Origin of the sequence: Microcoleus sp. N9_A1 (assembly GCF_036701795.1) — a bacterium.
Classification (GTDB): Bacteria; Cyanobacteriota; Cyanobacteriia; order Cyanobacteriales; family Microcoleaceae; genus Microcoleus.
The window spans coordinates 1-20,783 of sequence record NZ_JAUBRI010000087.1 but is presented as its reverse complement, the minus strand read 5'-3'; the positions used below and the strand labels follow the sequence as shown (position 1 = coordinate 20,783).

Sequence of the window (20,783 nt, the reverse complement as noted above, 5' to 3'; positions counted from 1 at the left end):
TACCGAAACCTAAACCTATTCATATTCACTCATTTATTTATTATACATCGCTGATGTTATTAAATTTTCATTCCTTATTACTTGTTAATTCCCAAATATCCTGCCATTCCTGATCCGAAAGCGGTCGCACTTCCAAGTCAATCCCAAAACAGCGACAAGCCGCCGCACTCAAAACATCAATTACAGTCGGAATCAAATCATCTTCCCCTTCAGATAGAGGTAATTTTACAGGAATTAATTCCTCCCCAAAAACTTGAGAAAACAAACTAACATCCGATCGCAAACGCATCGAACCATGCTGCAAAATAGCATCACCCCGGCGTAATTGAGCGCTACCAATTAACTTGTAGCCATCAGGCGCAACTAAATCCGCACCCGTAGCAGTACCAAAACAATTCGGATTGTGAATATAGCCCCTTCCAGCTTCCCCGTAGTGCAAATCCAAACCCAGCGCCCTCCAACCCTCAATCAAAAACTCGCAAATAGTCTGATAAGCTTTCAGACGGCTGCTTCCAAATCCCGACGCCACAACTGCATAAGTTAAATCCCCTTGGTGCAGCACGGCGCGCCCGCCGCTGGGCCTCCTCACCAACTCCACAGGCATTCCCCCCCAAGACAACTGCTGCCAAAACTCCGGCCACCTGCGCTGGTGGTAGCCCAAGGAAATCGCCGCCGGTTGCCATGTGTAAAATCGCAGAGTTGGCGGATGTTTGCCCGCTAGATGCTGTTCCAGCAGCCATTGGTCGATCGCCATCTGCACGCTACCAGACGCCGACAACAGTGGAATTAAACGCCATACAGAATTAGCCATCAGTCTCCAGTCCTGAGTTTGCACTCAATAATTCGCAGAATGTTTTAAAATTAGTAACAGTCTTTTGAGCTGGTTTTCTAAGTTTGTGTAAATTTTACAGAGCCGATGCTGTAGAAATAAATAGAAAAAATAATCGCAGAACCATGAGCAACAGCGTAATTGTCATTAACGACGAAAAATTTGAAACAGAAGTCCTGAAAGCAGAGCAACCAGTGCTTGCCTATTTTTGGGCTACTTGGTGCGGGCCTTGCAAACTGATCGCGCCTTCGATAGACTGGGTGGCGGCCAACTACAGCGATCGGCTGAAAGTGGTTAAAATGGAAATTGACCCCAATCCTACTACTGTCAAGCAGTATAAAGTAGAAGGAGTCCCAGCTCTCCGATTGTTTAAAAATGCCGAAGTAGTGCTTTCTCACGAGGGAGCTATTACTAAACAAACTTTGGTCGGTTTGCTCGACGCTCACTTATAAAGTTTGGAAATGATTCGGGAGTTTCCAACTCCCAAATTACAATTCTAGCAATCGCAAATATTTTTTTAAGATATCTTTTTGACCCTCGATATTTCTCTTTGACTCTACGCCTTTTGCGGTCTCTGCGGTTAGTTTAAAAAAAATAATTCACAAACACAATAAAAATGCAATATAAATAATAATTTAGCTAATATAAAAATATTCCTTAAAATTCCCCAAAAATACAAAAAATATGCAATTTGCCAAACGTTTAGATCCACTGCAATTTAATGTATTTGCCGATATGGATCGGGCAAAAGCTCAAGCTAGAGCAGCGGGGCAAAATGTGATTGACTTGTCTCTGGGTTCTTCGGATTTGCCGGCGGCGGCTCATATTACAGATGCGATCGCACATTCTCTGTCCGACACCAGCACCCACGGCTATTTGCTATTTAACGGCACAAGAGATTTTCGGGAAGCAGCAGCTATTTGGTACGAGCAAAAATTTGGGATTGCAGTCAATCCAGAAACAGAAGTGCTGCCGTTAATTGGTTCCCAAGAAGGCACGGCGCATCTGCCTTTAGCTGTACTCAACCCTGGAGATTTTGCTTTGCTGCTCGATCCTGGCTATCCTTCCCACGCGGGCGGCGTGCATTTAGCCGGCGGTCAAATTTATCCGATGCCGATATTAGCAGAAAATGCGTTTTTGCCGATATTTGAAGATATTCCGGCAGCAGTGCTGGCTCAATCGAAGATGATGGTTTTGAGCTATCCTCACAATCCTACAACTGCGATCGCACCGCTGGCTTTTTTTGAGAAAGCCGTGGCTTTTTGTCGGGAACATCGGCTGGTTTTAGTTCACGATTTCCCTTATGTTGATTTGGTGTTTGACGATCGCAATTCTCTCATAGAGGTAGAGTCTGGTAACGAGGAAGAATATCGAAAATTGATGGCGCCGTCAGTATTTCAGGCGGATCGAGATAAGAGTGTGGCGATCGAGTTTTTTACACTATCCAAATCCTACAGTATGGGAGGTTTTCGAGTCGGATATGCGATCGGCAATTCCAAACTAATTGCAGCGCTGCGACAGGTAAAAGCCGCAGTGGACTTCAACCAATACCGAGGGATTTTGAACGGAGCGATCTCCGCATTAACAGGCCCTCAAGATACCGTCAGAACCAGCGTAGAAACCTTCAGAAAACGGCGGGATGCCTTTGTAAACGCGCTGCAGGGCATCGGCTGGCAAGTACCCGTACCCCCCGCCACCATGTACGTCTGGGCGAAACTGCCGGAACCTTGGGCCCAAGATTCCGTGAAATTTTGCACTCAGCTAGTACAGAGTACAGGAGTCGCAGCTTCCCCCGGTGCCGGTTTCGGGAAATCAGGAGAAGGCTACGTGCGATTTGCCTTAGTCGAGTCGCCAGCAATTTTGGAAACAGCAGTTAGAAAAATTGCTGAGTTTCTAAATTGAGCGATGCAATCTGTGTCAACTTAACCTCAAACACCCTTGTGATATCAAATCCGTTAGCATCGGAATAGTAAATTCGAGTATCCGCTCAATAATCCGGGGTAAATCGCTCAACGATGCACCTCAAATGACGCAAAATCGTTCCTGAGTGGGTAGTCCGCCCCGAATTATTGAGCGGATACATCCTTTCAACCAGCACGGCTGGTACAACGATGTCAGATTACAGTTGTACTGGCCCAACTAGATATGCAAAACTTGTTGCATCTACACTAGAACGTTGACATACTCACCGCCCTCCTAAAAATGCAACACTTGTCGCAATTAAATTTGCCCGCAAATGGGAACGATGGAAATGTCCGATGCTTAGAGTCTGGAGTTGAGACTAAACAACAGATCTGAAGCGAAAATTGGCTCGATACTTTCGTAAACTTGGGTAGGCGTGATATAAAAGTAATGATGATGGCGATGGAGCTCGCCGAAACCGCCCTGCGTTATTAATAATCTTCATAACGTTTAAAAGGCTGATGGCTCCTACTGTTCCGACTTGTGGCGGAAGGGTAGGATTGCGCGGATGCCTAGATCGATCTTTCCCCTACAAGTCACGTTCATCAATTCAGCTTCAAGGTGGCGTGATGTTAGAAAGTATTATCTGGATTTTATTAATGGGGTTTTTGGTCGGGCAGATTGCTCGACGGCTGAAAGCTCCAGCACTGGTAGGTATGGTGCTGGTGGGCATTCTGTTAGGGCCGCAATTCGGGAATGTCATTAGTCCAGAGGTTTTGGGCGCTGCAGATTCCCTCCGCACCATTGCCGTCATGGTGATTTTGATGAAGGCGGGGTTAGGACTCGATCGCGAGAAACTGGCTCAGCAGGGCAGCGTATCACTGCGGTTGGGATTTATGCCTGCCGCTTGCGAGGCGATCGCCATTGCCTTTGCCGCGATGTGGCTACTTCAGTTTGATTTTCTGACGGGGCTACTGCTGGGCTGCATCATTGGCGCGGAATCTCCAGCCGTGATTGTGCCCGGAATGCTGCGGCTCAAAAGTTTGGGATGGGGGGTAAAAAAAGGGATTCCCGATGCCATTCTGACTGGAAGTGCCTTGTCAGATGTCTTGTTGTTACTGGTGTTTAGCCTGCTGCTGGCGTTTCTATCTCAAGGGGGGGCGACAGGTATTACCTTACTGGGAGGAATCACCCTCAGCCCTTTACAGTTGCTACCCTTTCAAATCATCATCCAAAGTGTCTTAGGGGTGCTGTTGGGATGGGTGACGGCTCGAATGCTGGTATCACTATTAGTCAAGCAAAACTGGACTCAAAATGCGGTTCAGGATTCCCTGGTGGCTGCTGGCTTTGCCTTATGGCTGGTAGTATCAGCCGAACATATTCCGTTTTTCTCTGGCTATTTGGCTGTCATGGCTGCGGGGTTTTTCCTGATTGAGTTCGATGCGCCTTTAGCACGAAGGCTGCGGGGTGGCTTTGATAGTTTGTGGACGATCGCAGAAATTATTTTGTTTGTGCTGCTGGGAGCCAGTATTCAACTTAATGTCTTAGGAAATACCTTGCTGGTAGGTTTGCTGGTGTTGGCGATTGGGACTCTGATTGGGCGATCGCTAGGCTGGTATCTTTCCACCTTGGGTAGTAATTGGACTGGGAAAGAACGGCTGTTTCTGCTACCAGGAAATTCGGCTAAGGCAACGGTGCAGGCGGCGATTGGAGCGATTCCTCTAGCTCAGGGTATAGCAGGTGGCGAAACTATTTTGGCGATCGCAGCCCTCTCAATTTTAGTAACCGCTCCCTTGGGTGCATGGGCAATTCCCACTTTTGCTCCCAAACTATTAGAAAAAGGCGAAGTAGACCCGACCAAAGTAGCAATTTCCGGTCGTCCAGTTTTTCTCGCCGCAGTGGACACTTCTCCCCTCACAACAGATGTTTTAACTAAGGTCGCAGACTTAGCTCGGCGCAGTGATGGAGATGTGATTGTTTTGTATGTGGATAATCTTGAAGACAAAAGCGCAAACTTACAATTGCAACAACAAGCACAGCGATTGCTCTCAGATATTCGCTATGAGTTTCTACAGCTTTCGGGCGCAGTTCCAGAGGAGATTGTCCGCGTGGCGCAAGCTCGGCAAGTGACAGATATTGTGCTCGGTAAACGGGGGCATCAACCTTGGAAAGAAGTGCTAGTGGGGTCGGTTTCTCAAGCTGTCTTAGAAACAAGTCCCATTCCTGTCATTTTGGTGGACTCTCGTTACAAGTAACCTATTCCAGCGATCGTGAATTTCTAAAAAAGGATCATTTCTTATGAAACGTCTCCCTCAATTTGAGCAGCTCATCGTCATTTCCCAACTCAGCAAGTTGTTCATTATTTCTTGTATCGTTGGCATTCTTTCGGGTCTTGGTTCCGCCGCTCTCCTAGCATCTTTAGAATGGTCAACCAATTGGCGAGAATCTCATTTGTGGGTGATTGCTTTACTACCATTGGGTGGATTCTTCAGCGGTTGGATTTATCATCGATATGGAAAAAGCGTAGAAGCCGGAAATAATCTTTTACTCGAAGAGATTCATCACCCCCAAAGCACAATTCCCTTACGGATGGCTCCTATGGTGCTGTTAGGGACAGACCTAACCCATTTATTTGGGGGTTCAGCAGGTCGTGAAGGTACAGCCCTACAAATTGCGACATCCCTCGCAGATCAGTTGACTAAAATATTCAATTTTAAACCTGTCGATCGCCGAATTTTATTAATGTCTGGGCTCAGTGGTGGATTTGCTTCGGTTTTTGGGACTCCCTTAGCTGGAACTATCTTTGGTTTAGAGGTTTTAGCAATTGGAACGATTAACCATAATGCTCTTTTTCCCTGTTTAGTCGCAGCGGTTGTGGGCGATCGCATTACCTTAAATCTAGGTTTGCATCATACTGCATACCGCCATGCTCCGCTTGTACCAACCATAACTCCAATGGGGCTAATTTCTGCAATTATTGCTGGCATAATCTTCGGCCTTGTGGCGATGGTTTTTGCGAAACTAACTCATAAAATTAGCCACTTCTTTAAAGCCAAGATATCCTACCCTCCTTTACGTCCTGCAATCGGCGGTGCAATTGTCGCATTGATTGTTTGGGCGATCGGCTCCACTAAGTATATCGGTCTTGGTATTCCTACCATTGTCGATGCGTTTTATACTCAGTTACCGCCTTGGGATTTTGCGGCAAAAATAGCTTTAACTGCATTGACATTAGGGGCTGGTTTTAAAGGAGGCGAAGTTACTCCTCTATTTTTTATTGGTGCAACATTAGGCAATGCTTTGTCATTAATCTTGGCATTACCAGCACCTTTATTGGCAGGAATGGGATTTGTTGCAGTCTTTGGCGGCGCAGCAAACACACCCATCGCTTCAACTTTAATGGGAATTGAACTTTTTGGTATGGAATCTGGGGTTTTTCTTGCTATTGCTTGCGTGATGAGCTACCTTTTTTCAGGTCATGCTGGCATCTATAGCTCGCAGCGTATCGGCTCTAGTAAGTACCATTTTATGCCCATGAAAGAAGGGCAACATTTGGCGACTCACGCACCGGAAATTGCTCCACCGCCAGAAAAAATTACCAAATAAATCAATTTATTTAACGACTTGCATATCTGGGGATTTGTATACCAAGGACAAGAACTCAAAATGAATGATTTGATAGTTTTACGGCTCTACTGTCACTATGGCGATCGCCCTCCTACAAAAACATTTTGGCAAAACTTAATCGCGCCGCCTCTGGCTCATTATTTAGCCACCCGTGCCAAAGCGTTTGGGATTGAGCAAGTTATAGTCCATCGAGTTTCAGTAGGATTTTTAAATGGTGGATCGCTGCAATACGATCTCCCTGAATTTTCTCCTCATAAGTTGCCTCAATGTCTTGAGTTGATTGACCGAGAGGATAAACTACGCGGCTTTTTAGAGCGCTATACTGATGAACTTAGAGGGGTAAGAGTGGTTTTATTGCGAGGTGAGGAATTGCTCCCGTAATAGCCGAGACAATTGATTTTCGGAGCGCAATCGCGTCAGCCCATCACCATTGATTTTCCTAACCTTTCATAACTGCGAGCGTCTTCAATGGGTATTTTGGTAATTCCAATTCATTGCCCCAATCAGCGCAAACTAAACTCAGTGACAACCGGATAACGATCCGATGCCCTATCCGTTTTGTCATTCTCGATCGCGGCATAGGAGGTTGCTGTTTCTGCTAGTGCGGCACTTGCCAGAATGTAATCTGAGCGAAATGGAATAAATTACGTTAGTATCCGCTCAATAATCCGGGGTAAATTGCTCAACGATGCACCTCAAATGACGCAAAATCGTTCCTGAGTGGGTAGTCCGCCCCGAGTTATTGAGCGGATACAAATTCGAGTTCACTGTTGACGGTTGACTGTTCACTGTTCACGGCCTCAACAGTCAACAGTCAACCGTCAACACCATTCCGGTGTAAGCGGAAATGATATTAGACTTAACCCCACCAAACTTGAGCTTTGAGGCAGGGGTTAAAACCCCTGCCGGACTGGGGTTTTGAAGTTTTTGGGCACAGGATGAAGGGCGCGGCGTCTAAGTGCTTACCCCTAGCTCAAGATGGAGGCAATTGCTAAAATAGTGTGATTTCTACCTAAAGGAATAGATATTTGCACGCAGTATCTGTCACAATTTCTTTTAAGAAATGTTAACGTGAGGCATCTTCGGAATTACCAGTTCCGCTCACCCACTCTAAAAATCCTTGAAGTGAATTCTGTTGGGGTAGCGATTGTTCCGCAGCCGCGAGCGCACACCCGAAAAAGACGACACTGCCCAAAATTGCAATCAGGGGAAAAGGCTTACTCAGCCCAAAGTCCCGCTTAAGTCGAGCTAACGGCCTGCTCTCGCGCCTGAGCATCTTTCCCACCGTCAGTTGTTTGAGACTAAAAGGATCGCGCACAAAATGACCGCTCCAGCTAATTACCATATGAGAATGGCAGTGGGGACAAGTGAATAGTCCGCTGACCATCCCGACGGGGCCTACGACGCTGGAACGGTTGCAGATCGGGCAAGTGACAGAATGAGTGTTATAGGTGGGAGCGTTCATAACTGTTTTTCTTGAGTAAAAAAAACTAACAAGTAATTGGGAGCCTGTGTTAACGCCAAAGGTGTAGACCTTGAGAGGCACTTTTCCTTAATTCCTAGTTTACCGCTCCGATCGGGTCGATCGGAACTCACTGCTTCGGAAAACCTTCAAATTGCCAATCCCGCAACGAGTGCAAGTCGGGAGCACAGGTGAGATTATATTGCAAGGGAGTTACGGTTATTTGGTTGTCGCGAATAGCTTGTACGTCCGTAGGAATATCATGCGGCACCGCCGAATCGGCGATTTCTTCTACATCTTCTAACAATTCCCCAGCCAGCCAATAATAAGTTTTGCCGCGCGGATCGGTGCGCTTTTGAAATATGTCGAAATAGCGGCGAATGCCTTGACGGGCGATCGCAACTCCGGTAATTTCTGCTTGTGAGACTGCTGGTATGTTGACATTCAACAGCATCGGTTTGGCCATTGGCTGTTTTTCCAACTGTGCCAGCAAGCTGACAGCGAAATCCACCGCCGGCCCAAATTCCTGCGAAGTAAAGCTGGCGAGGCTGAAAGCAATGCTGGGAATGCCTTCCATAATTCCTTCCATTGCTGCCGAAACCGTACCCGAACAGATGATATCCGTGCCTAAATTGGGCCCGTGGTTGATACCGGAAAGGACAAAATCCGGCGGTTTGTCAAGTAAAGCCCACAAAGCGAGTTTCACGCAGTCGGCGGGAGTGCCCGAACAGGCCCAAGCTTGGACTGCGGGATCAAAAATAGATTCGACAATTTCGGCGCGGATGGGTTGGTGCAAGGTAAGGCCGTGGCCGGTAGCGGAGCGCTCTCTGTCGGGACAAACTACGCTCACGTCGTGACCTGCGGTGGCGAGAGCGTTGGCGAGGCTGCGGATGCCTTGTGCAAAGATGCCGTCGTCGTTGCTAATTAAAAGTTTCATTGAAAATTTTATAGGCCTTATAACAATATTAAACTAGATTCAACTAGGGCGATCGCTCTAACATCGAATTATCTATTACAAATTATCCGTAAATACCGAAAATCTAAAATCTAAAATTAACAATACTGTCGAGCCAAAATTGCGCTAAACTCAACTTGGCCCAAAACAGCCATCAATCTAAAATCTAAAATCTAAAATCTAAAATCAAAATGACTGTCCAGCTAAGCGACATTGAAACTCAACTAGAAATTCTCGGTCAAGAGTCCAAAAGCGCGATCGCCACTGCCAATACCCTCGAACAACTCGAACAGTTGCGCGTCGGCTACCTCGGCAAAAAAGGCCAACTCTCTCAAATTTTAGGCATGATGGGCAAACTGTCGCCAGACCAGCGACCCAAAGTAGGTGCGATCGCCAATACTGTAAAAGAAGCCCTGCAAGCCAATTTAGAAGACAAGCGCACCGCCCTCCAAACCGCCCAAATTGGAGCCAAACTAGCCTCAGAAACCATCGATGTCACCATGCCTGGGATTTTTCGTCCCCAAGGTCGAATTCACCCCTTAAACAGCGTCATAGACCGCGCTCTCGATATCTTTGTCGGTCTCGGCTACACCGTCGCCAACGGCCCGGAAATGGAAACAGATTATTACAACTTCGAGGCGCTGAACACACCGCCAGACCACCCAGCGCGGGATATGCAAGATACATTTTACCTGCCAGGAGGCGACTTGCTGCGGACTCAGACATCATCGGTGCAAATTCGCTACATGGAACAGCACAAACCGCCGATTCGGATTGTCTCTCCCGGCCGCGTTTACCGCCGCGATACTGTTGATGCTACTCACGCAGCAGTCTTCCACCAAATTGAGCTTTTAGCAATAGATGAAGGTCTGACATTTACTGACTTGAAAGGCACAATTAAAGAGTTTTTGCGGCAAATGTTCGGGCAAGATTTGCCGATTCGTTTCCGCACGAGTTACTTTCCGTTTACCGAACCTTCTGCGGAAGTTGATTTGCAGTGGAACGGCAAATGGCTGGAAGTTTTGGGCTGCGGAACTGTCGATCCGAATGTTCTTAAAGGAGTCGGTTTAGACCCAGAAAAATATACTGGGTTTGCAGCCGGTTTTGGGGTCGAGCGGTTCGCAATGGTACTTTATGAAATCGACGATATTCGCCGAGTTTATGCTAGCGACTTGCGCTTTTTGCGGCAATTTTAAAGCATGGCTTGGGGTCGGTTCTACAAACCCTCTAGAGATTTTGCTTAAGCTACATCAATTTTTCAGTTTCAAGTAAGCAGACAAGAGCGACAAAACCATAAGATATGGTGGGCGGGTGAGTGCAAGTAACTTTTGCTATCCGACTTTTTTCAAGTCAAAACCCGCCCCCCCACATCAGTTTATTCATGCCCGCTTACTTAAGTAGACAAGGGCTTTGCGCTTACCTACTTATTTATTTTCTAATTGCTAAAAACATCCTTGATGCTGTCAACAGCGCGCTCTACAGCATTCTTGGTATTATCTACTGCTTCCTGAGTCCGAGCTGAATCTTCCTCTGCTCTTTTCTCAATTGTGGCCGCATCTTTCTTAGCTTTGCGCTCTACGACACTACCATCCTCCGATGCTCGATCGACTTTAGCAGCATTTGTCTTGGCAGTTTCCTTAACCTTCTCTTCTGTATCTCGGATGAAGTTCTTGGCTCGTCCAGCATCTTTGCTGGCTTTTTCTTGAACCGCATCGCCCGCATCTGCTGCTGCGATCAAGTTTACAGCAGGAGAAGCCATTGCTGCGGTGTTAGAGAAGAACGCACCAGACCACACGAAGGCCATCGCTGACACGCAAAGCACAGTTGCAGCCATCAAGCGCCCTAAAGTCGAAAGCCGTTTCGTAAAATAATTCAGTTTCATAGAATACAAAAGGAGATATGACTTTCTATTTGTACTCGATCAGAGCGATCGGCTGAACCGTTCTCTAGATAGAGGTTATCCACCGACGAGCGGTTAAAAAAGTTCCCTCTTTTGATAGATTCAATCCAGGAATGTCAGTCAATGGTAGATTTGAGACTTAAGATTTGAGATTTGAGATTTGAGATTTGACTCCACAACCGCCATTTGGCATCTTGAACTTTGGTGAGTAGATTGTAGATTGTAGATTTTAGATTAAACAATTGATATCCAATCTGTTAGCATGGGAATTATTCATATATCTCTTCTCTGCATCGGCGTGAATCAGCGTCAATCCCTTGTCATCTGCGGCCCGAGAAATTGTCTTTTTTTAAACCGCAGATGAGGGCAGATGCAACACAGATTAACGCAGATGAATGATATCAATTCCGGTTGCACCATCCATAGGGCTATGGCTATGGCATACCTCACTTTTTTGAGAACCGCTATATAATACTTATAATTACTAATCACAATTTAGTAAAAAAGTCAATACCGTTTCATCAATTCCCTTTAGTTTCAAAGGCTTATATTTAACAATGCGATTTTCCTCCACATAATCTGCCACCGCCGCCGAAATTAGCACCGTGTTTGGTTCCGTCACCTCTTGCAAGCGGGCGGCAATATTCACGCTCGGCCCGATCGCGGTATAATCCGATCGATCAGGGCCGCCAAACATCCCCACCACCGCAGTACCCTGGTGAATTCCGCAGCGAAACCGCACCGGAGGCACGCCATTTTCCCCAACAATTCCCTGCTCCAACCAGCCCTTGTTAAGCTCCTTCAGAGCTCGCAGCATTTGGCCAGCAGCAGCCACAGCGCGGCGTACTTGCTCATTAGGCGTTAGTTCCTCCGGCGCGCCAAAGAAAGCCATTACCGCATCTCCAACAAACTTGTCCACCGTACCGCCGCTGTCAAAAATAGCCTTAGTCATTGCCGCCAAATATTCATTCAACAGCTCAGCTACCCGGCGCGAGCGCAGCGTATTTGCCATTTGAGTAAAACCGACAATATCGCTAAACAAAATAGTAATCAATCGCGGTTCCGGGCGCAAATCCAATGCCAAATCTCCAGCCGCTGCTGCCTTCACCATCGCCGGCGGCAAAAATCGGCGCAGCACCGACTCAGTTAAATAACTGTTCAACTGCTGCACTCGGCGCTCGTTTTGTTTGAGGGCGATCAAATTCCGCACTTCCGCCAACAATTCTCGATCATTAAAAGGCTTGGACAAATAAGCATCCGCACCCCGTTCTACTCCTTCAATTCGAGTATCTTCGTCGGCTTTAGCAGTCAGCAAAATTGCCGGAGTTCCCTGCAATTCCTCATCCTCTCGAATCATCTTAATCAAATCCAAGCCCGAAATCAAAGGCATCATCAAATCAGTTATAATTAAATTAGGGCGACGTTTTTTAGCCACGGCAAATCCTTCTTCTCCGTTGCGGGCAAGCAAAACTGCAAAGCCGGCATCTCGCAGAATAGCCGACACATAAAATCGCAAATCAGGATTGTCGTCAACCACCAAAACCGTTCCCACTGCTGTTTCTGATCTGATCGGTTGGAGCGCCTCAAAGTTATGATTTTCTACCTCATTTTCGGACAAATCTGCCTCCACATCTGCCAGTTCCACCGCAGCTTTGGATGAGTGAAACTCCGCAGGTATTTCTAGTACCTGTTCCGGGGGCAAGTGAGTCGAACCAAAGTGCAGCCAAACGGTAAAAGTAGTACCTTCGCCGTAAACTGATTCAACTGAAATTTGACCGCCGTGGAGTTCGACTAATTCTTTGACAAGTGCCAAACCTAAACCGCTGCCTTCGTAGGAACGGCTAGCTGAACCTTCGGCTTGGTGAAACCGCTCGAATAAATAGGGAATTTGTTCGGTGCGAATGCCGATACCGGTGTCTTTTACTTGCAACAAGCAGTGAGAGCCGGCCGCTTCAACTTTCAGGGTGATAGTTCCGCCTTCTGGGGTAAATTTGACAGCATTTGATAGCAGGTTGTAAATAACTTTGTCAAATCTTTCCAGATCCAAATAAAGTAAAGGACATTCTTGCAGTTGGGTAATTAAGTGCAGTCCTTTTTTATCGCAGTAGGCGCGGAACGACTCTGCGGTAGAGTAACAGAAACCGACTAAATCGCAGGGGCGGAAACTCGGCTGCATCCGTCCGGCATCGAGCCGCTGCAAGTCCAGCAGTTGATTTACCAACCGCAGGAGGCGGCGGGAATTACGCAAAGCGATTACGGCTTGTTCGTAGGGCAAGTCTTCTTGGCGCCTGCAAGCTGATTCTAGAGGGCCGATAGTTAGAGTTAAAGGGGTGCGGAACTCGTGGGAGATATTTTGGAAAAATTCGGTTTTGAGCCGATCGGCTTCCAGAAGCCGTTCTGCCTGCTGTCTGGTAGTCTGGTAGAGGCGTGACTGCTGCACAGCCAGAGCAGCTTGAGTTGCCACTATTTGAGCCAGGTCAATGTCTGAGAGTTTCCAGTGGCGGATGGTGTAATTTTGGCGCAGGGAAATGCTGCCGATGATTTTGCCTTCGGAGATTAAGGGAACGACTAACAGGGCGCGGGCTGGCGATCGAACTTGCAGTTCTGTAACATTTAACTCGGGGTGTTCATCGAGATCTTCGATCGCCACCGGCTCTTTTGATACCATAACTTGCAACAACACCGGATTGCCCCGAATCGGCACCAAAGACTGTGGCAAAGAAGGATGGGAAAAAACCCAGGCGCGAGTGTTCTCAGCAGCATCACCAGAAGCCGTCTCGTAGCCCAGAGGGTTCGCAACTACCTCTGGATTGTCAATAAAACCCGGTTCTACAGCCACGGTATCCCTATGTGTGTCGTATAGACCCACGCATTGGACATATTCATCATCTTCTGTCCACAGAGATAGGGCGCAGCCGTCAACTTGCAAAGCTTGGCCGAGTTGTTGAGTAATGGCTGCAAAAATATTTTGGGGATCGAGACTCGATCGAATTGCCGTAGTAATAGTATTGACTAAGGCCTCGCGCTTGGCCAGCGCCCGCACCTGTTCGTAAGCCCGGGCTTGAGAAAGCGCCAAAGCCGCTTGGTCTGCCACCGTAATTACCAACTGTACCTCGTGGTCTTGCCACTGGCGCGGTTCCTCAAACTGGTGCAGCGCCAAAACTGCCATCAGTTCGATTTTGTAAAACAGCGGTACGATCAAGCTCGATCGAATATTCGCAGCTTGATAAGCCTGCTGTCGTTGCTGATTATCCCAGTTTAAAACTCGATCGTCAGTTTGGGCATCTTGAATCACCTCCACATCCAGAGTTTCCCAAACCAAATCCGGCAACAAATCCGGGGATAGTTCGGCAGCAGAAGCATCTCCGGGCGTCGCTTCCTCATCGCCCCCCAACCCTTTAGTTTCTGCCTTCTGGTAAACGAACCACTCATCGGCAACCCGGCCGTCTTGGAACGGCCGCAGCAGACAGCAACTCACCTCAAACATCTGCCCGACACTTTCCACAATTCTTTGCAGCATTTGCTGGTAATTGGGAGCCGATCGGATAGTATTGGTAACGGCATAAAGAAGCGATTCTTGGCTTAAAGCACGGCGCAGTTCATTGGTCCGCGTTTTCAGAAGATTGTGAGTCTCAACAGCTTGACTGACAAGATTTATCAGCTCTTGAGCATCCCAAGGCTTGGTAACGTATTTGAATACTTTGCCAGCGTTAATAGCTTCAACTAAATCTTCAACATCCGTATAGCCAGTTAAAATAATTCGGATCACATCCGGGTATTGAGCGGCCGTCAGGCTGAGAAACTCCGTACCGCTCATTTTTGGCATTCGCTGGTCGGAGATAATCACCGCAACTTCTCCCTCTTTTGCCAAAATTTCGAGAGCAGCGGGGCCAGATTCGGCTCTGAGCACTTTGTAGTCTCGATGGAAGGTGCGGTAAAGCAAGTCGAGGTTATCCGGTTCGTCATCGACGATCAGAATTTTTAGCTTAGGATTTTCTTGGGAATTCATGCACCGTTCTCCTGTGCCCCGGGGCTGTTCGATTTAATAAGTCTGATCAAAGGAAGAATTCGCCGATTTAAATTGCTGAAGTCATACCATTTTCGATTTTCGATTTTCGATTTTCGATTGCGAATGACTGATGACATAAGGGTTGGGCTTTTGCCTAGAGTGCCATTATTTTGGGAAAATAGTATCACAATAATTCGTGGATATGAAGTTGTTGTGAGTGGAGCGAGGCAAGCATCAACCTTGATTTTTGATATCGGGATTTTCAATTCGGAATTCTTCTGAGCCACAGTTATCTGTCGTGCACCCCAATTTTATTATTTAATGATATTCACATAAACTCGTCTCCCGATAATTTTCTTTCACCCCTTACCTTTATGCAGCAGGAGAGCAAACACAAATCTGGCCATTTTAACTACCGTCTGGATATCTCAGAATACATAGGAATAACCGTCCTGATTGTGAGTTGATTTGCCAAATTTATGTTTGACCCTGGCTCCTGGGACTATTTTATTTGGTATGTGAAAGCTGTCTGCAGCAAGATACAATAGACAACCAACATCTTCGCCTGTGTTTTTTCCCACAAGTAACAGCAACTTTAACAGTCAGCCAAGGATACCGACCACAATCGGGGGCTGAGCCCCTGACTGATATTCGGGGGTGGCCCACAGACCACAGAGGTGTCTGTGGGAGTGACGCAATTGCTGTACCATTTTAGTTAGACTTTCACTTTTTCCCCCGATCTCGGCATTTTTTGTGCCTCCTGCAGACCAACGCCCAAGCCAATTACTGCGGCGAAACACCGCAAGCTCGATCATCCATCTGTTAATCTTAGCTAGGGATGTACTCTGTGGAAACCGATCAGTCGATTTTAGATTTTAGATTTTAGATTTTAGATTTACTCCACAGATGAATCGGGGAGCTTGAACTAGGGTCTAAAATTTTGATCTGTGCCCGACGAGTGTCGGTGGCTTGTATCGGTTTTTGGGCAGGGTCAATCAGCTCGATCGAGGTTTTGAAGGTCTCGCTAGCGCGCAGGTTGGAAAAGTACCCCCTAGCTCAACAGGTAAGGCCGGTTTGATCGGGGACGGGCAATGGATTGCCCAGAACTGGTGAAAGCTGGGGTGCCAGGTCGGGGGGCGGCGGGGAACATCCGACGCGCCAGCGCGCCCGGTGTTAGTCTGATCAGTCGTTGAGTTTTTCAACTACCGCTTGACGGATAAATTATATTCGATCGGGTATTTCCGTAAGCAGAGAGCGGTAAGATTCCGGGAACCTGACGTTAAAACCTTTGTGATTGTTTTTAATACCTTGCCCGCTAAGCTGTCGCGTATTTAATTTGTAAGCTACTGTTTACTTAAACTCTTGTAATGCCGGCCCAAAACCACGGATCAAGCTTCAATTTAAAAGCCAAATAGCTTATCCACAAATATAGTATTAGGGGATGAGTTTTATTTTTTCATAACTAGAGTATTAAATGCTAAAAAATTTCCATTTACCTCAAATAATACTTAAAGTTAAGCACAAAAAAATGTAATTTAATCGGGTTAATAAACTATGCCTATAAGTTACATTATAAGATCAGTATAACATCAGTGAATTTTCTAAGATGGTAGCTTAGAAACCCGCGTAAAAAAATTAATATAGTGGCCTGGCATTGTGAATCCTTCATTTTTTTCCTCACCATCTCACCAACAACAAACTCCCGGAATTTCTGGTTTTTCGATCCGGGTGGCTGCGCCCAACGACTTAACGCAGCTAGCGGATATTTTAGCCATGAGCTTTCACTCCCGCGAGGGGTTTGTAGAATGGGTGTATCCAGTGTTGCGTTTGGGCATTTACGAAGATTTAAAAAATCGACTGCGTTCTAAGGCCGAACATTACATTTGTCTGGTTGCTGAGCTAGTCTCGCGCGAGGAGGGAACGCCGAATTATAGATCGCACCGAGCTCAGCGCATGGCAGGAACAGTAGAAATGGCTCTGCGTTCTCGCTTTCCTTGGCAAATACCGAGTTCTGACTATCCGTATTTGTCTAATTTAGCCGTTCACCCGGAGTATCGGCGGCAGGGGGTTGCTCAACAATTGCTCACTAACTGTGAGGAGACAGCCAGAGAATGGGGATTTTCTGAGATTTACCTCCACGTTCTCGAAAATAATCACGCGGCGCGACAGTTGTACTATCAGGCCGGCTATCGCTTGCAACAGGTGGATTGGAATTGGACTGGTAGACTGTTCTGCCAGCCACGCCGCCTGTTTTTACGCAAGCAGATTTCGCTATCCTAAGCTAAGCATTGGAATTGATCATGGGGAATTGGGAGGAAGCGGGAAAAAGGAAAAACTAGCTATCCGTGTATCTCCTCTTTCCTTCTATTGTGAATCAATGGAATGGGAATGGGGAATTAGTGATAAATTTTAGTTTGCTCTTAAGCCCGATCGCCCAACACACTAAAATCAGTTGGTAGTAAACACTCTTTGCTACCAACCCTTGTGTACCTGGGAACACATGAAAAACCCCATACAAAGTTATATCAACTCCGGTAGCCTCGTCGGGCGTAAAAACCCGTCAAGAATCACGGAGAGTGCAACAGAAATTTATCTAATTCATCTGCGTTAATCTGTGTTGCATCTGCCCTGATCTGCGGTAAAAAAAAGATAATTTCTCGAACCGCAGATGACAAGGGATTGACGCAGATTCACGCCGATAAAGATAATAGATTTATGAATAATCCGAGGCTAACAGATTTGATATTATACCAAATTCGGATTGAATACACCTTTATTTTTTAGCATTTTAGAGAGGGACAAAAGGCAACTGTAATAGCGATGTCAAGGGCCGAGTGCTACACAGTTTCTAACCTGCATCACAGGGGATTTAAGCCCCCACCTTTAGGTGGATTGTTTTTAGGCAGGGGCTTAAATCCCCTGCCTAAAAACTTCGCACTCCGAAGTCAACTGTCAACTGTCAACTGTTAACCGGATTGAGTATTGTGAGGAACGCCACAGAAGTTCTGATTTGCTGTGGCGTTTTGTTCGCCAGAACAGGAGACTTTCGCCGCCAATTCTAGAGCTCAGAGAGATTTGGTAGGAAATCCGAGGAGCCGATCGCCCCGTTAACCCCGATAAAGTTTCCTAACACCCGATCGGTTCCTGCTATTCGCAGCAAAGTACCGTCAGGAGTAGCGCTAAATTGCAACTGCTGGAAACTCACGCCGCCAGTCAAAACAAACTTATCGACACCTACCTCGAAGTTAATCACAGTATCAGTGCCGCCGTCAGCACTCAAAATAAATCGATCGCTCCCAATACCTCCGATTAAAGTATCATCTCCCGCGTCGCCAAACAGCCAGTCATCCCCCGCACCTCCATTGAGAATGTCGCTATCTTTACCGCCAAACAAAGTATCGTTACCAGCATTTCCGTTGATAGTATCTTGCCCTTCGTTGCCGTAGAGCAAATCATCGCCGTCACCGCCGTTGATACAGTCTTGCCGATCGTTTGCACCCACCGCGACACCTTGGTTATCGGGACGATCGCCATAGATGGTATCGTTGCCCTCGCCACCGCAGAGTTCATCGCTGCCGTCACCGCCGTAAATCAAGTCGTTGCCGGCATCTCCGTGCAAGAGGTCGTTACCTTCACCGCCGTCAATCTTGTCGTTACCTTCACCGCCACTGATGGTATCGTCAGCTTCATCACCGAACAGCACGTCAGCACCGGTGCCACCAAAGAGCAAGTCTCGGCCGTTAACATCTATATCTAGATTTTTAGTGCCGCCGTAGATCGTGTCGTCGCCAGCATCGCCGACAATGGTATCAGAGCCGAGTTCGCCCCAAATCAAGTCATTATCTTTGCCGCCCCAAACACAATCATTGCCTTTACCTGGTTGCACCGTATCATCACCGTAGCCGCCGCTGATGATGTCGTTGCCGGTGCCGCCAAAGAGCAAGTCTTCTTCGCCAGCACCGCTAACTGAGTTGGAACCACCGCTGTCGCCAAGCAGAGTATCGGCTCCTTTGTCGCCGTAGACAGTATCAGAGCCTAATTCACCGTAGATCAGGTCGTTGCCTTGTCCTCCGAAAGCGCGATCGTTATTTTCGCCGGCAAGCAGCGTATCATCACCTTCTTGGCCGTTGAGGAAATCGTTGCCGGAGCCTCCGTACAGCAAGTCGCGCCCCTCGAAGTCGCGAACCGTTTTGTTGGTTAAACCGCCAAACAAGCTGTCATCGCCGGCGTCACCAATCAACGTATCGGAGTCGAACTCGCCCCAGATCAGGTCATTGTCTTTACCTCCTAGGGCAAAATCGTTACCTTTGCCGGCGTGGATGGTATCGCTGCCCTCGTTACCGTTGATGATGTCTGCACCGCTACCTCCGAAGATCCAATCGCCATTCTCAGCAGCGCTGTTGGAGTTATCGTTGCCGTTATCTCCCAAAATCGTATCGGCACCTAGATCTCCAAACAGAATGTCGGCGCCTGAGTCACCTGCAATCCAGTCATTTTGTTTGCCGGCATGGACGATATCGTTGCCACCGCCACCGTAGGCAATATCGGTGTCAGTGTCGGCAAAAATCGCGTCATTGCCTTCGTCGCCGTGAATTTCATCAGCGCCATTTTTGCCTAAAAGCAGGTCGTTGCCTTTCAAACCAAGGATTTTTTGGTTGCCTTTGGTGTCTGCGATGAAGTCATCGCCGTCGGTGCCTGTGGTGGTTTGTCCCTCTCCAAGTTGCGAAATCGGTCGGACAAATCCAACTGCGGGCGGTTGCGGAGGCGGTGCAAAGTTAATGCCCGGTTTTTCCTGAATCGGCTGACACAGACAGTCGGTATCTGGTTCGGCGATCGGATTTGAGATACCGGGCGCGGGTGTTGGTGTGGGTGTAGGTGTGAGTGGGGGAACAGTCCCAACTGGCCTCAAGATAGCAGCAACATTAGCGCTAGCGGGGCTGACTTTGCCGAGGTTGTCGGTGGCGGTGTAGCTGAAAGTTGCTCCGTTAAAGTCAACTGTGGCTACGAAAAATAGTTGTCCTATTTGTGCCGGAGTCAAAACTTGACCGGCTGTCACGGGTACGTCGCCGTTGACTGGATCTGAAAAGAACAGGACTCCTTGGTTGGCTGGGGGGACGCTGGTGATGGTGTAAGAGACGATCGACCCATCGGGGTCACTTCCTCCCAATCCCAACACCTGCACGATGCCGTTAGTCGGAACCGTGAAGTTAACATTGTTAATCGATGGCGGTTGGTTGGAAGTCGGGGAGATAGCGGCAACTGTAGCAGTGGCGGGGCTGGTAGCGCCGCTGTTATCTGTGGCGCTGTAGGTAAAATTGGCACCGGTAAAGCTACCTGTGGATTGGAAAAATAGTTGTCCTATTTGTGCCGGTGTCAAAACTTGACCCGGTGTCACGGCTACTCCGCCGTTGGCTGGATCTCCTAAAAACAGGATGCCTTGGGCCGCTGGCGGCAGGGTGTTGATCGTGTAAGAGGCGATCGACCCATCGGGGTCACTTCCTCCCAATCCCGGCACCCGCGCGCTGCTGTTGGGGTCTACCGTGAAATTAGCATTGTTGGTTACTGGCGGTAAGTTTAGGGGATTTGGTGTGGGAGTTGCTCCTGTGGAACCGAGAGTAGCGGTAGCCAGGGGACTGGTAGCGCCGTTGTTATCTGTGGCGCTGTAGCCGAAATTAGCACCGGTAAAGTCGCCGGTGGATTGGAAAAATAGTTGTCCTATTTGTGCCGGTGTCAAAACTTGGCCGGGTGTCACGGCGACTCCGCCGTTGGCTGGATCTCCTAAAAACAGGACTCCTTGGGCCGCTGGTGGCAGGGTGTTGATGGTGTAAGAGGCGATCGACCCATCGGGGTCATTTCCTCCCAATCCCGGAATTTGCGCGGTGCTGTTGGGCCCTAGGGTGAGGTTAGTATTGTTGGCTGCTGGCGGTTCGTTGGGAGTTGGTGTGGGAGTTGGTGTTGGTGCTGGAATCGGTATTGGTAATGGTGTGGGAGTGGGTGTTGGTACTGGTGCTGGAGTCGGTGGGGGTGTCGTTCCTGTTAAACCAAGATTCGCGTTAGCTGGGGAGCTAACTGCGCCGCTGTTATCTGTGGCGCTGTAGG

At 47.8% G+C, this 20,783-nt stretch carries 13 protein-coding genes and 1 riboswitch; of the genes, 7 read left to right on the top strand and 6 right to left on the bottom strand.

Annotated features, from left to right (window positions below; translation table 11 throughout):
- Positions 1-67 precede the first annotated feature (67 nt).
- Entirely contained in the window at positions 68-811 is a 744-nt protein-coding gene (locus QUA58_RS27370) for a biotin/lipoate A/B protein ligase family protein (protein ID WP_333397205.1), read from the bottom strand.
- 143 nt (positions 812-954) lie between these two features.
- Here QUA58_RS27370 and QUA58_RS27365 point away from each other — a divergent pair, with 143 nt between their 5' ends.
- The 5 genes from QUA58_RS27365 to QUA58_RS27345 all read left to right on the top strand — a co-directional run bounded on the left by QUA58_RS27365 (position 955) and on the right by QUA58_RS27345 (position 6,739).
- On the top strand, positions 955-1,281 hold the full coding sequence (locus QUA58_RS27365) for a thioredoxin domain-containing protein (protein WP_333262598.1): 327 nt from the start codon (positions 955-957) through the stop codon (positions 1,279-1,281).
- A 232-nt stretch (positions 1,282-1,513) separates the two neighbouring features.
- Complete coding sequence (locus tag QUA58_RS27360; RefSeq protein WP_333397203.1) at positions 1,514-2,731, top strand: LL-diaminopimelate aminotransferase; 1,218 nt, start codon at positions 1,514-1,516, stop codon at positions 2,729-2,731.
- A gap of 449 nt (positions 2,732-3,180) precedes the next feature.
- Positions 3,181-3,269, top strand: a riboswitch (Fluoride riboswitch).
- A gap of 91 nt (positions 3,270-3,360) precedes the next feature.
- Positions 3,361-4,986 carry a cation:proton antiporter gene (locus QUA58_RS27355; RefSeq protein WP_333397206.1) on the top strand — a complete coding sequence of 542 codons (1,626 nt, stop codon included), beginning with the start codon at positions 3,361-3,363 and terminating at the stop codon, positions 4,984-4,986.
- A gap of 43 nt (positions 4,987-5,029) precedes the next feature.
- On the top strand, positions 5,030-6,337 hold the full coding sequence (locus QUA58_RS27350; RefSeq protein ID WP_333397200.1) for a voltage-gated chloride channel family protein: 1,308 nt from the start codon (positions 5,030-5,032) through the stop codon (positions 6,335-6,337).
- 60 nt (positions 6,338-6,397) lie between these two features.
- Complete coding sequence (locus tag QUA58_RS27345) at positions 6,398-6,739, top strand: DUF190 domain-containing protein (protein WP_333397198.1); 342 nt, start codon at positions 6,398-6,400, stop codon at positions 6,737-6,739.
- A gap of 685 nt (positions 6,740-7,424) precedes the next feature.
- Here the strand turns inward: QUA58_RS27345 and QUA58_RS27340 are convergent.
- On the bottom strand, positions 7,425-7,823 hold the full coding sequence (locus tag QUA58_RS27340; RefSeq protein WP_333397195.1) for a hypothetical protein: 399 nt from the start codon (positions 7,821-7,823) through the stop codon (positions 7,425-7,427).
- Between the two features lie 127 nt (positions 7,824-7,950).
- Entirely contained in the window at positions 7,951-8,757 is an 807-nt protein-coding gene (gene surE, locus QUA58_RS27335) for a 5'/3'-nucleotidase SurE (protein WP_333397193.1), read from the bottom strand.
- 209 nt (positions 8,758-8,966) lie between these two features.
- Between surE and pheS the strand changes: the two genes are divergently transcribed.
- Positions 8,967-9,971, top strand: a complete 1,005-nt coding sequence (pheS, locus tag QUA58_RS27330) for a phenylalanine--tRNA ligase subunit alpha (RefSeq protein ID WP_333397192.1) — start codon at positions 8,967-8,969, stop codon at positions 9,969-9,971.
- Between the two features lie 239 nt (positions 9,972-10,210).
- Here the strand turns inward: pheS and QUA58_RS27325 are convergent, their stop codons facing one another.
- Both QUA58_RS27325 and QUA58_RS27320 read right to left on the bottom strand, forming a co-directional pair.
- Entirely contained in the window at positions 10,211-10,657 is a 447-nt protein-coding gene (locus QUA58_RS27325) for a hypothetical protein (RefSeq protein ID WP_333251481.1), read from the bottom strand.
- 502 nt (positions 10,658-11,159) lie between these two features.
- On the bottom strand, positions 11,160-14,684 hold the full coding sequence (locus QUA58_RS27320) for a response regulator (RefSeq protein WP_333251483.1): 3,525 nt from the start codon (positions 14,682-14,684) through the stop codon (positions 11,160-11,162).
- A 1,656-nt stretch (positions 14,685-16,340) separates the two neighbouring features.
- On the opposite strand from QUA58_RS27320, the gene QUA58_RS27315 reads away from it, so the two are divergent.
- On the top strand, positions 16,341-16,964 hold the full coding sequence (locus QUA58_RS27315) for a GNAT family N-acetyltransferase (RefSeq protein WP_333251485.1): 624 nt from the start codon (positions 16,341-16,343) through the stop codon (positions 16,962-16,964).
- Between the two features lie 778 nt (positions 16,965-17,742).
- Here QUA58_RS27315 and QUA58_RS27310 read toward each other — a convergent pair.
- Positions 17,743-20,783, bottom strand: a 3,041-nt coding sequence (locus QUA58_RS27310) for an Ig-like domain-containing protein (RefSeq protein WP_445301909.1), incomplete at its 5' end; no start/stop codon positions are given.